General features: G+C 38.3%; 14 protein-coding genes and 1 pseudogene. 9 read left to right on the top strand and 6 right to left on the bottom strand.

Going from position 1 to position 13,356, the window contains the following annotated elements; all coding sequences use genetic code 11:
* Positions 1 to 59: 59 nt before the first annotated feature.
* The gene (locus EAE90_RS04850) at positions 60 to 1,373 is read left to right on the top strand and encodes a glycoside hydrolase family 30 protein (protein ID WP_036780585.1); all 1,314 of its coding nucleotides are present in this window, start codon (positions 60 to 62) and stop codon (positions 1,371 to 1,373) included.
* A 26-nt stretch (positions 1,374 to 1,399) separates the two neighbouring features.
* Positions 1,400 to 2,842 (top strand): 6-phospho-beta-glucosidase, encoded by a 1,443-nt coding sequence (locus EAE90_RS04845; RefSeq protein ID WP_214052516.1) that lies wholly within the window; start codon positions 1,400 to 1,402, stop codon positions 2,840 to 2,842.
* Positions 2,843 to 2,896: 54 nt separating this feature from the next.
* Here EAE90_RS04845 and EAE90_RS04840 read toward each other — a convergent pair whose 3' ends face one another.
* Complete coding sequence (locus EAE90_RS04840) at positions 2,897 to 4,081, bottom strand: XylR family transcriptional regulator (protein WP_214052515.1); 1,185 nt, start codon at positions 4,079 to 4,081, stop codon at positions 2,897 to 2,899.
* A gap of 196 nt (positions 4,082 to 4,277) precedes the next feature.
* Between EAE90_RS04840 and xylA the strand changes: the two genes are divergently transcribed.
* From xylA to EAE90_RS04805, 7 genes are all read left to right on the top strand, one after another.
* Positions 4,278 to 5,597, top strand: coding sequence for a xylose isomerase (xylA, locus tag EAE90_RS04835; RefSeq protein WP_214052514.1), 1,320 nt, complete (start codon positions 4,278 to 4,280; stop codon positions 5,595 to 5,597).
* A 147-nt stretch (positions 5,598 to 5,744) separates the two neighbouring features.
* The gene (locus EAE90_RS04830) at positions 5,745 to 5,936 is read left to right on the top strand and encodes a DUF5397 family protein (protein WP_214052513.1); all 192 of its coding nucleotides are present in this window, start codon (positions 5,745 to 5,747) and stop codon (positions 5,934 to 5,936) included.
* A gap of 152 nt (positions 5,937 to 6,088) precedes the next feature.
* Positions 6,089 to 6,217, top strand: coding sequence for a hypothetical protein (locus EAE90_RS24220; protein ID WP_281422315.1), 129 nt, complete (start codon positions 6,089 to 6,091; stop codon positions 6,215 to 6,217).
* 242 nt (positions 6,218 to 6,459) lie between these two features.
* Complete coding sequence (locus tag EAE90_RS04820) at positions 6,460 to 7,032, top strand: hypothetical protein (RefSeq protein WP_214052512.1); 573 nt, start codon at positions 6,460 to 6,462, stop codon at positions 7,030 to 7,032.
* 291 nt (positions 7,033 to 7,323) lie between these two features.
* Complete coding sequence (locus EAE90_RS04815) at positions 7,324 to 7,704, top strand: VOC family protein (protein ID WP_246550366.1); 381 nt, start codon at positions 7,324 to 7,326, stop codon at positions 7,702 to 7,704.
* Between the two features lie 87 nt (positions 7,705 to 7,791).
* Positions 7,792 to 8,031 (top strand): type II toxin-antitoxin system CcdA family antitoxin, encoded by a 240-nt coding sequence (locus EAE90_RS04810; RefSeq protein ID WP_011146527.1) that lies wholly within the window; start codon positions 7,792 to 7,794, stop codon positions 8,029 to 8,031.
* A 1-nt stretch (position 8,032) separates the two neighbouring features.
* The gene (locus tag EAE90_RS04805; protein ID WP_011146528.1) at positions 8,033 to 8,338 is read left to right on the top strand and encodes a CcdB family protein; all 306 of its coding nucleotides are present in this window, start codon (positions 8,033 to 8,035) and stop codon (positions 8,336 to 8,338) included.
* A 118-nt stretch (positions 8,339 to 8,456) separates the two neighbouring features.
* On the opposite strand, the pseudogene EAE90_RS04800 reads toward EAE90_RS04805, so the two are convergent.
* From EAE90_RS04800 to EAE90_RS04780, 5 genes and pseudogenes are all read right to left on the bottom strand, one after another.
* Positions 8,457 to 8,584 (bottom strand): annotated as a pseudogene (locus tag EAE90_RS04800) (Txe/YoeB family addiction module toxin); the annotation flags it as partial.
* Between the two features lie 24 nt (positions 8,585 to 8,608).
* On the bottom strand, positions 8,609 to 8,929 hold the full coding sequence (locus EAE90_RS04795; protein WP_246550363.1) for a type II toxin-antitoxin system Phd/YefM family antitoxin: 321 nt from the start codon (positions 8,927 to 8,929) through the stop codon (positions 8,609 to 8,611).
* Positions 8,919 to 9,332: an Exc2 family lipoprotein gene (locus tag EAE90_RS04790; protein WP_214052511.1), complete on the bottom strand. Its 414-nt coding sequence runs from the start codon at positions 9,330 to 9,332 to the stop codon at positions 8,919 to 8,921. The genes EAE90_RS04795 and EAE90_RS04790 overlap by 11 nt, the downstream gene beginning before the upstream one ends.
* Positions 9,333 to 9,508: 176 nt before the next feature.
* Positions 9,509 to 9,697: a hypothetical protein gene (locus EAE90_RS04785; protein ID WP_214052510.1), complete on the bottom strand. Its 189-nt coding sequence runs from the start codon at positions 9,695 to 9,697 to the stop codon at positions 9,509 to 9,511.
* Between the two features lie 46 nt (positions 9,698 to 9,743).
* Positions 9,744 to 13,355, bottom strand: coding sequence for a transporter substrate-binding domain-containing protein (locus EAE90_RS04780; RefSeq protein WP_214052509.1), 3,612 nt, complete (start codon positions 13,353 to 13,355; stop codon positions 9,744 to 9,746).
* Position 13,356: the final 1 nt, after the last annotated feature.

Here is a 13,356-nt window from a genome sequence, read left to right as displayed (position 1 = left end):
AAGATAATTGTGTTTAATTGATTTCAATGAATTAATACTTTTATTGGAAATAATAAATCATGATTAAACTTATCTATACAAATAATAGAGAGCAATGGAAACAAGGATTATCGATCATAAAAACAGACGAAAAAGCCAATTTAATTATCACTAATAAACGAGGCCGAAAACTGGATGGCTTTGGCGGTTGTTTTAATGAGCTTGGCATGAAAGCCTTATTAGATCTAGATAAAGAAAATAGAAAAGTAGTGCTAGATAAATTATTTTCACCGGATGGAGAATGCAAATTAACATTAGCCAGAATGCCGATAGGTGCCAGCGATTATGCGGTTTCTTGGTATAGTTTAAATGAGATTGAAGATGATTATAATATGGCTCATTTTTCAATTCAAAGAGACAAAAAATTATTGATTCCTTATATAAAGGAAGCGTTAAAAAGACAACCAAATTTAAAAATATCCGCCTCGCCGTGGAGCCCTCCGGTATGGCTTAAAACTCATCAAGTCTATAATTTTGGCAGATTAAAGAGTGATGCTCAAAGCCAGGATGCATATGCTTTATATTTTGCAAAATTTATCGAAGAGTATCAGCAAGAAGGTATTTCAATTAATCAAATTCATATCCAGAATGAAGTTGCTGCGGATCAAAAATTCCCTTCTTGTGTATGGAACGGTGAACAATTAAGAGATTTTATAAAAAATTATCTTGGGCCGAAATTCGAACAAAATAATGTAAAAACTGAGATTTGGTTAGGTACTATTAATGCTCCTGAATTCTCTAAAGAAATTGGACGAGATTATGATGATTACGCAAATTGTGTATTACGTGATATAGACACCTATAAATATATAAAAGGCGTTGGTTATCAATGGCAAGGAAAAAATGCCATTCAAAGAACAGTACAAAGCTATCCAGAATTAAAATATTATCAAACTGAAAATGAATGTGGTGATGGTCATAATAGTTGGGAATATGCTCATTATGTGTTTACGCTTTTCAGACATTATTTAACTAATGGTGCTAATGGTTATTTTTACTGGAATATGGTGCTGCATTCTGGGGGAGAAAGTAGTTGGGGTTGGAAACAAAATAGTATGATAAGCATTCCAAAAGGAATAAATAAAGTGATATATAATCCAGAGTATTACGTTATGCGCCATTTTTCTGGTTTAATTTTACCTGATGCGCAGCATGTTGAGTTAGAAGGTAATATGTCAGGAAATGCTGTTGCTTTTGAGAATAAAACGGGCTCTCTTGTGGTGAATATAAATAATTCTTATAAAGAAAAGCAAAAATTAAATATTGGTTATAACAATGATATTTGGTCTATTTATTTGGAACCTGATTCGATTAATTCTATTATATTTAACTAAGAGAACATAACAATCTGGAGTTATCTATGAAGAATAAATTCCCTACCGGCTTTTTATGGGGTGGCGCGGTTGCCGCTAACCAAGTTGAAGGTTATTGGAATCAGGATGGCAAAGGAATGAGTATTGCTGATGTTATGACAAAAGGAGAGCATGGTGTTGATCGTGTCATAACTAATGGTATTGAGGAAAATAAAATCTATCCTAATCATCAAGGTGTGAAATTTTATTCCCATTATGAAGATGATATTGCATTATTTGCAGAAATGGGATTTAAATGTTTTAGGACATCAATTGCTTGGTCAAGAATTTTTCCTCATGGTGATGAATTACACCCTAACGAGGCAGGATTAAAATTTTACGATGATCTTATTGATGAATTGTTGAAATATAATATTGAACCGATTATTACTTTATCTCACTTTGAAATGCCTTATCATTTGGCTAAGAAATATGGCGGTTGGTACAACCGAAAAGTAATAGACTTTTTTATCAATTTTAGCCTGACGGTTATGGCAAGATATAAAAATAAAGTCAAATACTGGATTACATTTAATGAAATTAATAACCAAATAAATTGGCAATATCCACTATTCGGTTATTGTAATTCAGGCGTGATTTACCAGGATCACGACAATCCAGAGCAGGTCATGTATCAAACTATTCATCATCAATTTGTTGCTAGTGCAAAAGTTGTCAAATTAGGTCATGAAATAAATCCTAATTTTAAAATTGGCTGCATGATCCATATGTCGCCATTATATCCAGAGAGCTGTAAGCCAGAAGATGTTTTATATGCACAACAAGCTATGCGCCAGAAATATCTTTTTAGTGATGTTCAGCTTCGTGGGTATTATCCATCTTATATTATTAGGGAATGGGACAGAAAAAATATAGAGCTTCATATTGAAGATGGTGATTTAAATTGGTTACGGGAAGGTTGCGCTGATTATTTGGCAATAAGCTATTATATGAGTAATATCGTTGCTTCATCCACAGAAATGTTAGAAAAAAATAGCCAATCCCTCTCCTTCTTTGAGAAAGGAAAGCTCAATCCCTATTTGAAATCCTCTGAATGGGAATGGCAAATTGATCCTATAGGTATTCGATACAGTTTATCTGAATTATATGAACGTTATCAAAAACCTATTTTTATTGTTGAAAATGGGTTGGGTGCCGTTGATAAATTATCTCAAGATGGTGTTATCAATGATGATTATCGTATTGAATATTTAGAATCGCATCTATCTGAAATTAAAAAATCTATTTTATTCGATGGTGTTGATATCCTCGGTTATACTGTATGGGGATGTATCGATTGTGTCTCTTTTTCAACCGGTGAATATCGTAAACGATATGGGTTTATTTATGTCAATGTTGATGATAATGGCAATGGGGATTTTGTACGTTATAAGAAAAAGAGTTTTTATTGGTATCAGAAAATTATAGAAACGAACGGTGAAGATATCTAATTAAATTAAAAGCTATCCTATTTGATTTGAGGATGGCTTATTAATTTTAAATAGCTAAGTCTTTTTAGTGATTTGATATTTGTCTCGATACTCTTTAGGTGTCATATTATAGTTCCGTTTAAACATAGAGTAAAAATAATGTAAAGAAGAATAGCCACAAACAGTAACAATTTCATTAATTGAAATAGAGGTGTGGATTAAAAGATTTTTTATTTTATCTAACTTTTCATTATGAATAATGGTATGAATTGTTTGACCAAATTCATTTTTAAAACGGTTTTCAAGATTAGAACGAGACATACCAACAGCATCAATAACTTGTTCAACTCTTATCCCTTTACAGGCGTTATGACGAATATAATGCATTGCTTGAATAACCGCGGGGTCGTTTACTGCCCGAAAATCTGTTGATTGCCTTGCAATAACTTTTAAAGGTGGGATTAATTGGCGATGATATTTTTTAGGTGTATAACCTTTAAGAATTTGATGAAGTAATTTTGCTGCCTGGTAGCCCATTTGTTGTGTACCTTGCACCACGGAAGAGAGCTCGGTACGCGAAAGAAAACGGGCTATTTCTTCATTATCTATACCTATAACACAGATTTTATCGGGAATAGGAATATTTAAATGTTCACATGCGGCTAAAATATGTCGAGCTCTGGCATCCGTTACCGCGATAATGCCTGTATTTGGCTGTAAAGTTTGGACCCAATCTTTTACTCTATTTTGTGCGTAAGACCAGTTTTCTGGTGTCATCTCCATCCCTTGATATACCACACCTTGATATTGTTCTTTTTCGACTAATTGTCGGAAAGCGTATTCACGCTCTATTGCCCATCGTTTACCACTTGTCTGAGGTAAACCATAAAATGCAAAACGTTTAATACCTTTATCTTTTAAATGATTAAATGCGCTTTCTATTAAAGCGAAGTTATTCGTCGCAATATAATGAGCCGCAGGATAGTGATTTTCTTGGTGATAAGAGCCGCCGACGCCAATAACAGGAATGTCTACCTGACTGAAAATACGTTGGATTTCTATATCATCAAAATCAGCAATAATTCCATCACTCTGCAAGGTTTTCAAACTATTTAATTTAGTGGTGAAATCTTCCTCAATGAAAATATCCCAATTACATTGACATGTTTGTAAATATTCACCTATCCCTTCTATCACTTGGCGATCATAAGCTTTATTGGCATTAAATAATAGTGTTATATGGTATCGTCTGTTCATCATTGATATCCTTATTGATTTATACAATATTAATCATAAGTATGATTCTATTTTCAAGGTTGAATTAATACCAAATTATGAGATAAATCACACAATTAACAATAATCTTAATGAAGAAATAAAATAACACAATTGAAAATAGCTGTATTGATGAACAAAATTTCATATATACACGTATGTCTATTAGATAGAGGCTGATATGCATCGATATTTTGAGGGAGTGGATAGAATTAGTTACGAAGGTAGACAAAGTAATAATCCATTAGCTTTCCGTCACTACAATCCCGAAGAGATTATTCTAGGCAAAAAGATGAAAGATCATCTGCGTTTTGCCGTCTGCTATTGGCACAGTTTTTGTTGGAATGGTACTGATATGTTTGGTTCTGGGGCATTTGAGCGTTTTTGGCAACAAGGAGGTGATGCCTTAGAATTGGCGAAGCTTAAAGCTGATGTTGCTTTTGAGTTTTTCTACAAATTAAATATTCCTTTTTATTGTTTCCATGATATTGATGTTGCTCCCGAAGGCTGTTCCTTAAAAGAATATATTTATAATTTGGGGGTTATGTCCGATATTCTTGCCGATAAACAAGCAGAAACTGGCGTTAAATTGTTATGGGGAACGGCAAATTGTTTTACACATCCCCGTTATGCTGCCGGTGCATCAACTAATCCAGATCTCAATATTTTTGCTTATGCATCAGCACAAGTATGTCAGGTTATGCAAATAACTAAAAAACTGGGTGGTGAAAATTATGTACTGTGGGGCGGACGTGAAGGCTATGAAAGTTTGCTCAATACAGATTTACGTCAAGAAAGAGAACAAATCGGACGTTTTATGCAAATGGTTGTGGATTACAAATACAAAATTGGTTTTCAGGGGACATTATTAGTTGAACCTAAACCTCAGGAGCCGACTAAGCACCAATATGATTATGATGTGGCGACTGTTTATGGTTTCCTAAAGCAGTTTGGTTTAGAAAATGAAATTAAGGTGAATATTGAAGCTAATCATGCCACATTAGCTGGACACTCCTTTCAGCATGAAGTAGCCACAGCGATTGCATTGGGAATATTTGGTTCTATTGATGCGAATCGCGGGGATGCTCAACTGGGTTGGGATACCGATCAATTTCCAAATAGTGTCGAGGAGAATTCTCTTGTAATGTATGAAATCTTAAAAGCCGGGGGTTTTACAACTGGGGGTTTAAATTTCGATGCAAAAGTTCGCCGTCAGAGTATTGATATTGATGATCTGTTTTATGGGCATATCGGCGCCATCGATACTATGGCTTTATCATTAAAGAGTGCGGTGAAAATATTAGTAGACGGTAAATTAGATGAGTATGTCGCTCAACGTTATTCTGGTTGGAATAGTGAACTAGGTAGAAATATTCTTGAAGGAAAAATGACACTTGATGAAGTGGCTTACTATGCAGAAACATTGGTTCAGGAACCTAAGCATCGAAGTGGACAACAGGAATTACTCGAAAATCTTATTAATCGCTATATTTATGATTAAATTAATTATTGGCTAACAGGCTCAGTATTGGGAACAGTTAAATTAGCACAACACAACATCAAGGGGTTAGTATTCTCGAAAGTCGTTCTTGAAACAATATTCTCAAAATACTACACTATCAGTGAGTTTAAATAACGAGGAACGGCCATGATAACGACACTATCTGTACCTGTTGGCACGATAAAAAGCTTTGGTGCGTTTGGGCCAAAATATGAAGTAGGGAAATTGCTCCGTCCGCTAGACGATGGTGACTGGATGATAGAAGTCGTCTTGGTAGAAACGGGTGAAAAAACCGAATACCGTCTGACCCACATTAACAATGATCCCAAGGCCGCCTGAATGTACGCTATTGCTTTTGATTTAGTGGTCGCTGACACCGAACAACACCACCCTAAAGGAGTATCGCAAGCCTATGCTGAAATCGGTGCAATGCTGGCTCAATAGGTTTTAGACGCGTTCAGGGCAGTCTGTATGTCAGCGAAGACGAAAACATGGCCCAGCTTTTTGTAGCGATCCAATCTCTCAAGGCCCAATCGTGGTTTCCTCCCTCAGTGCGTGACATTCGCGCTTTCAGAATTGAACAATGGTCTGATTTCACTCCTGTGGTTAAAGGTCAGTGAATTATGTTAATTGGCTATGCTCGCGTCTAGATGCAAGAATTTTTTCTGTTTTCTGAGACGCTCCTATTAGCGCTGCTAATTCTTCTTTCTATTTTTCAGTTATTCACTAAATAAAATCCTGTAAGCCAGTACATTTTCTGATTTGTCATAAAATGAATATTTAATCGTGATATGAATACGAATTTTTCTTATCTTTTATGTGAAAATACACATTTTTTTGACAAGTAAAAGGGGATTATGAGATGGCTCACATACAATTAAGAAATGGTGAAATTATTAATCTTACTGAAGCAGAAATAAAAGATTCTCGCGAAGCGAAAGGCGGATATGTATATATGCTTGATAATATAGCGTATAAGCCAATGAATCTAAATAATTCTACTAAAGGTGTTTTTAAAAACTGTGATCGTAGTTATGGCTTGCCAAGCGTGTACTTAGACGTTTTTGATGCTAGATTTTCATTTCAAGGTAGCAATGGTATAGATCGTAATGAGGACGCTACTATTATTAAGATGAAACGAATTGATACCAGTAATAATAGTGGTAATCATTTCTTTCAAATTTCCCACGGTGGTAGAGCGAATCTTAAGAACTTTATTAATAACGAAAGTGATAAAGAAAGGTTAAAAAGAATCTTACGAGCTTTATGTGCAGCTAGGGAATCAAATTTAAAAGATATTCAAGGTTTTTATTCGTCGAGAGGATCTAACCCGATATTGTTCTGTGATATTCATTGTGGTACAACCCCTAACTTAGAAATTGAAGAATTGATTGAATATACTCAAAATAGGATGAAAAATTCCCTTGACGATTAACTGTCGCTAGTCTTATCAGATCTGACAAAGCACTTTGGAAGGTTGAGAGTTACCGGTTTGGATATGGATGTTGAATCCTTATACAAAGCGCAAGAGGTAACTCTCATGTTTTCCCCACAAGATTCGATCTTAGACATCTCCATATCCCAGAATTCCCACATCAATTTACATATGTATGTATATACAGCCTGCTAACATTATATTACTATGATACAAGCGCAATCCGGTAACAAATGTTACATATTGATTTGCTTTTACTCTCTTATTGAATCTAACTTAGATGAGAATGACATGATGACAATATCCCCTTCCCCTAAACCCAACCTTCAACTTGTCTATGTATCTGATATTGAACGTTCGACGGCTTTCTACGAGACGATTTTCAATGCTAAGCCGGTGTTTTCTAGCCCTCGTTATGTGGCATTTGCCGCTGGCGGTGAAGCACTATTTGCTATTTGGTCAGGCGGAACAACGCCGGATGCCTCTACTCCACGGTTCTCTGAGATCGGTATTATGTTGCCATCCGGCGAAGATGTAGATCGCTTATTTGAGGAATGGCGAAAGAAGCCCGATATCAAGATTGTGAAGGAACCCCATACCGAAATCTTTGGTCGTACTTTCCTCGTTGAAGATCCCGATGGTCATATTATCCGGGTATGTCCTTTGGATTAGATGTATTGACTCTTTTCTGCCGTCCTTATATAAAAAAGCTTGCTATAATTACAAGTGTAAAATAACGTGTTTCATACAGGGGTTAACATGCCAGCAACACAAATCAGATTAAAGAAAACAGTGAGCGTGACCGTTGCACCTGAACTGTATCAACAAGCGAGACAGGTAGGGCTTAACTTATCAGCAGTGCTGACTAAAGCATTAATTTCGGAACTGAAAGCCGTTGAGTCTGAACGCTGGAAACGTGAGAATAAGGCAGGAATGGAAGAACTTAATCGTATCACTAACGAACACGGTTTACTGTCTGACAAGTACAGGGTGTTCTGAGATGCAGTATGTTGTTTATCGCAATATTGGCAATTCTGCTTACCCATATCTTCTTGACGTACAGAGTGACATTATTGATATGTTGAATACAAGATTAATGATACCCCTGTTTCTGAAAGAAAATTTTAAAGGCAAAGTTCCTATAAGATTATGTCCAATATTGACAATTGAGGAGAGTGACTACATCGTCATGACTCATGAAATGGCAAGTATCAGAGTATCTATGATCGGTAATGAAGTTATTGATGTCACATCCCACCGGAAACAAATTAAAGATGCTTTGGATTTTCTCATTGATGGATTTTGACTAGTCGAAAAAGTAACGCAACAATGGATGGTATTTGGCTTGTTGCATAGTCGCCATCACGATTTCTTAAAATAACGACTAGGGGACTTCGTTTATGAAGTCCTCTGATAGGTAGTCCTTAATAGTGCTGCACGATAATGATTGCATCATCTGTTACCTTGTAAACCAGACGATGCTCTCGATTAATACGTCTAGACCAATAACCCGACAATTATGTTTTAAAGGTTCTCCATCAAAGGGTTGCCTTTACCATTTCAGTCCAAGATAAAATCATTCTTTCAATAGCCCTTTTTCAATCATTCTCCCTGCTTCCACTTCAGCAATTGCCTGATTTAAATGTGCCGCGTTTTTCGGGCTAGCCATTAAATAGGCTGTTTCTTCGTAGGCTTGAAAATCTTCCAAACGTAGGGCGATCGCTGGCTTGCCATTCTGATGAGTAATCAGAATTGGCTTGTGATTGTCGTTCACTTTATCTAAGGGGCTGGCGAAGTGAGTTCTAAATGCTGAATAGTTTATTGTGTCCATCGTTAATTCCCTCTCCCCCGCTTCCATTATGCTTATAAGTTCATAGTTAATTTTCTTACTTTCCATAGTAACCGGCCTCGTAAGAGTTGATGATTCCCTCAATTAATGCTTTTTTCTTCTTATTTGAAATCTGACTATTGTTGACTTTTTCTGTATGTATTTTTGGTGAAATGAATATTTCTGACATGTTGATTTCTTGAATTAAATTATCACTCTTAAAATAGTTAATTTTTTGCTCAATTTCATGTGAACTAATATTATTCATTTTATCTTTAATTCCCTCTCTATAAAATTGTTCAAAGAATGGGGTCATTAGCTTAATAGAGTTATTTACATGTGTTACAAAATTGGGATCAAAATCATCGTTAGAACGATAAACATAATGTCTGGCTTCCCGTTCATAGGGCGGGAGGTTTGTTGAACAAGAGGTTAAAAATAAGAAAATAGGTAAAAGATATAAAGTGCGCATACAAAATCCTCAGAAATTTTGTTCTAATTAGCAGTTGAATATCCCATCATTGAACGAGAAAACATACCCGAAATATGTCCTCATATCAAATAGATGCTAGATGGATTTTAATGCTAGATAGGGTTTAATGGGAGTCGGCGACTTATGCCTGCTGTCTAGAGGCTCTATGAGTAGATTTAAATAATCATTGGTCGTTTGTTGATCACGCGCTGATTATGTTCTTCGAAAGCATCTGCTAATTTTTTGTTGAAGCGAACCGGTTTAACTAATGCATTAAAGAAGGCTTCGGAATCTCGGTTATTCAAGACGATGTTTTTCAATCGGAGGTTAATCCGGTCCTGTTTGTTGTCTATGATTGTATTCATGGATAAATACCTTCCTTAGGTGTAAATAACATGAGGGCAATGTACGTCAAAATGGTGCCTTTTCCAATTTCTGCGCAATCTGCTGTTGAAAATATTCCGCACGAGTTAATAAAACGGCTATTGTTTTCACATCACACTGTTCACTCTTTTCAATCCGCAAGCAGACACGTATTCCCTGCTGATATTGCATCAGCGCAAAAGCGCCTTTCATACGGTGGGCGTGATGCATGACTTTTTCATGGCATTGTTGGTTTTCCTGCTGCTGCAATTCTGCAATATCTTCCGACATTCCTTGCTGTATTGCACTGAGTAATTGGCGTTCTACAGCTACATCTTGTTGTGACAACGCTTGAATTTCATCGAATTTTAACGTTGCTTTATCATTGACTTGCCGGTAATAACGGGTAATTTCTGCCAGCAATTTGCTTTGCACCAACGGCTTAATTAATACGCCATTCATTCCAGCCTCCAAACAACGGGCCTGTTCGGTAGAAAATGCGTTTGCAGTGCATCCCAGAATAATAAATGGCGGTAATTGCCGTAATCGTTCATGTTTTCTCAGCAATTGAGCCAGTTCGTAACCATTCATCACCGGCATTTGGCAATCTGTCAGCACGATATCGAAATAGCCCTCTTCCACCAGATTCATAGCCTGTTCGCCGCTTTCAGCGAGTACAATACGATGGCCCGATGACGCTAACTGTAATGACAGTACTTGTAAATTGGCAGGTAGATCATCAACTACTAAGATATTCAAGGATTCGTGAAGTTCCACCCCAATATTTTCGACTTTTTCGCTTATCGCCTCCTTTTCAATAACATTGCGCTTAAGCGGTAACATCACGATAACCTGTGCGCCACCACTGGGCGCACCTGTGATTTTCAAGTTGCCGCCCATTAATTCAACCAACTGTACAGAGATAGGTAATCCCAACCCTGTTCCGCCGGTTTTACCACCATTATGTTGTATCACCTGTACATAGGGCAGCAAAACCGCTTCATACATGGTTTCTGGGATGCCGCAACCGGTATCAGCAACCACCAGCGTAATTTCATCCTGGTGACTTTCTGGAATAGGCTGATAGCTAGCGCTGATTTGTACACCGCCCTGCTCGGTAAATTTAATGGCATTGCCCAACAGGTTATTGATGACTTGGGTTACGCGTGTTGCGTCCAGTAGATAATAATATTCAGACGGCAAATCAAACTGATAGGTGAAGAGAAGTTCTTTTTCCTTTGCTCGATGGTTAAATGTTGCCACACAACTTTCCAGAATCGCCCGCAATGATTCCGGCTTGAGATTTAACATCATCCGCCCGGATTCTATCTTGGAGAAATCCAGTACATCACCGATGATTCCTTGCAAAGATATTGCTGCCTGCCAGGCGATATGTAATGGCGTGGATGGCTGAGTTTGCTTTTTTACCTCCAGATCAAGAATACCGATAATGGCTTGCAGCGGAGTGCGAATCTCATGGCTCATGTGGGCCAGAAAATCGGATTTTTCCAGGCTAGCGAGTTCTGCCTTATCACGTTCCTGACGTAGCTCTTGCGCCAGCAATTTACGTTCGGTGACATCAAACCAACCACCAATGATCCCCTGAACAACGCCTTCGGTATTGCTATAACTTTCGAGCCACAAATAAACATCTTTATCTTGTCCCTGAATAACAATGTTGCGATCAGAAAAATGTACAGGAGCTCCTTCCAAACAGCGTAGAAAAATTAGACTGATCTCTTGCTCATCGGTCGGCTTTAAAAAGCATAGGGAAAAAAGACTACGGCCAATCACCTCAGATCCGATAGTGCCCATTTCATGTCGGAAATAGAGGTTAGCCGCCGTGATGCACATGGTCGGATCGCAGACAAACATTGGCGTAGGCATGTTATTAAAGAGTGTTTCCCAGTACGCCAGCAAATCTTGTAAATTGCTTTCCGCAGTTTTACGTCGTCTGATTTGGTGTGCAAGATAACCGCCCCAAAAAATTGAACTTAATGCAATTACAAGCAATGCTCCTCCCCATAACTTCACCCAAGGTGAAATTTTATTATCATAGGAAGCGACATTCCCCATAGATAACCATTTCAAGCGCAATACCCGCAACTCATTAGGTGGCAATGCGTCAATGCTTTTATTTAATATGTCAACCAGTTGAGGATAGGCCGGTATGATGGCGTATTGTTCCGGTTGCAATGAGCCTTTAAAGGACTGAATAGAAATATTGGCGCCATAACGGCTTGCTTGTAGATAATCCGCACTGATCAGGCTATCAAAAGTGGCATCTGCTGCTCCGGCCAGCACCATATCAATACCTTGCGTCACGCTGTCAACTTCCACGACAAAAATCTCTGGATACTGTTTTAATAACGACGAGAGTGCATGGCCGCGCTGAATCGCCACCCGATGGTGTTTAAGTTGTTCAAACTCATAGGGGGCATTACGCTCATTGCGGGTGATCATCACCCACTCCACGGTACCATAGGGATGACTGAAAGAGAGCCAACGACGCCGTTCTGGTGTATTAATCATAGAAGTCATTTGCGCTTCGCCATTTTCTAACAGCTTTTTAATGCCGATTGCGCCATCTGTTGGAATAAAATTAAAGGTGATGCCGCTTTTTTCTCCCAGTAGACGCAAAATATCCACATCTAGTCCAGTGATTTGGCCATTTTTATCTAGAAAGGAATAAGGTGGCGCAGTGCGAGTCAGCGCCACATTGACGACAGGATTTTTTTTAATCCAGGCTTTTTCCTGAGCTGAAAAGATTGCCGCGTCGTTATTACTGCCCAGTGCCAGCCCAGAAATCCAACGTTCGTAAACTTTATTTCTGATGGCATGAGGAATGGATGTCAGAATCAGATTGACGGCTTCAACCATGCCATCACCGTTGTGCCCGAGAAAGTCATACCGTTCCCCTAACGAAAGATCCCGGCGGTAAGTCAATCCGGTAAATGGGCGAAAAGCCAGTAAATAGGCAATCTGGCTTTGCCCGTCCAGATAGGCATCCATTTCACCATCCACAACGGCCTGTATCCCCTCTTGCTGATTTTTTGCTATCACGATGCGACGGTAATGTTTACGTAATTGTTTGATAACACCCGGATCACTGCCTGGCGCGGCCATAATATTCATTTTGGCAAAGGGCATATTCACTTGTTCTTTGCGCATAATCAGGGCGAGTGGTTGTACCAAAATTGGGTAAGTGTCATGTGCTTCATTTCCTGACTGTGATGAGGAGGAATTCGATAACAGTTGGATATCGCCACGTTGCAATGCCTTATAAGCTGATTCCCAGTTGCCAAACAGTCGTACTTCCACTGGCCTTTTTAGCACGGTTTCAATCAAGCGCAGATAATCCGCATAAATCCCTTCCAACTTGCCGTCCCAACGATGGATCACTAATGGCGCACCGATACAGCAGAGAATGCCGACTTTTAATGTTGGAAAGTGTGGAGGAAAAATTCCATGTTCTTTGACGGGAAAAGGTAGAAATTCCTGCGATTCTTGCGTGATATTTGAATAAAACTCCACCGGTAGTCCATTGGCAGGGAGATCTTGCGCGTTGCGGTATTCAAACAGGTTGAGACTCCAGCCAGATAGTGGTAACAGCAATACCAATACGGCAATCCATCGCCATGTTTTGCGCCGGTGCTTCATG

Source organism: Photorhabdus caribbeanensis (assembly GCF_018448885.1).
Lineage (GTDB): Bacteria > Pseudomonadota > Gammaproteobacteria > Enterobacterales > Enterobacteriaceae > Photorhabdus > Photorhabdus caribbeanensis.
Note: the sequence above shows the minus strand (reverse complement) of the source record. Positions and strands in the feature narration are given on the sequence as shown.

What these genes read in the sequence shown, in the direction of transcription:
- EAE90_RS04850 (WP_036780585.1), top strand. Translation starts at nt 60, where the DNA reads ATGATTAAACTTATCTATACAAATAATAGAGAGCAATGGAAACAAGGA.
- EAE90_RS04845 (WP_214052516.1), top strand. Translation starts at nt 1,400, where the DNA reads ATGAAGAATAAATTCCCTACCGGCTTTTTATGGGGTGGCGCGGTTGCC.
- EAE90_RS04840 (WP_214052515.1), bottom strand. Translation starts at nt 4,081, where the DNA reads ATGATGAACAGACGATACCATATAACACTATTATTTAATGCCAATAAA.
- xylA (WP_214052514.1), top strand. Translation starts at nt 4,278, where the DNA reads ATGCATCGATATTTTGAGGGAGTGGATAGAATTAGTTACGAAGGTAGA.
- EAE90_RS04830 (WP_214052513.1), top strand. Translation starts at nt 5,745, where the DNA reads ATGATAACGACACTATCTGTACCTGTTGGCACGATAAAAAGCTTTGGT.
- EAE90_RS24220 (WP_281422315.1), top strand. Translation starts at nt 6,089, where the DNA reads ATGGCCCAGCTTTTTGTAGCGATCCAATCTCTCAAGGCCCAATCGTGG.
- EAE90_RS04820 (WP_214052512.1), top strand. Translation starts at nt 6,460, where the DNA reads ATGGCTCACATACAATTAAGAAATGGTGAAATTATTAATCTTACTGAA.
- EAE90_RS04815 (WP_246550366.1), top strand. Translation starts at nt 7,324, where the DNA reads ATGATGACAATATCCCCTTCCCCTAAACCCAACCTTCAACTTGTCTAT.
- EAE90_RS04810 (WP_011146527.1), top strand. Translation starts at nt 7,792, where the DNA reads ATGCCAGCAACACAAATCAGATTAAAGAAAACAGTGAGCGTGACCGTT.
- EAE90_RS04805 (WP_011146528.1), top strand. Translation starts at nt 8,033, where the DNA reads ATGCAGTATGTTGTTTATCGCAATATTGGCAATTCTGCTTACCCATAT.
- EAE90_RS04795 (WP_246550363.1), bottom strand. Translation starts at nt 8,929, where the DNA reads ATGGAAAGTAAGAAAATTAACTATGAACTTATAAGCATAATGGAAGCG.
- EAE90_RS04790 (WP_214052511.1), bottom strand. Translation starts at nt 9,332, where the DNA reads ATGCGCACTTTATATCTTTTACCTATTTTCTTATTTTTAACCTCTTGT.
- EAE90_RS04785 (WP_214052510.1), bottom strand. Translation starts at nt 9,697, where the DNA reads ATGAATACAATCATAGACAACAAACAGGACCGGATTAACCTCCGATTG.
- EAE90_RS04780 (WP_214052509.1), bottom strand. Translation starts at nt 13,355, where the DNA reads ATGAAGCACCGGCGCAAAACATGGCGATGGATTGCCGTATTGGTATTG.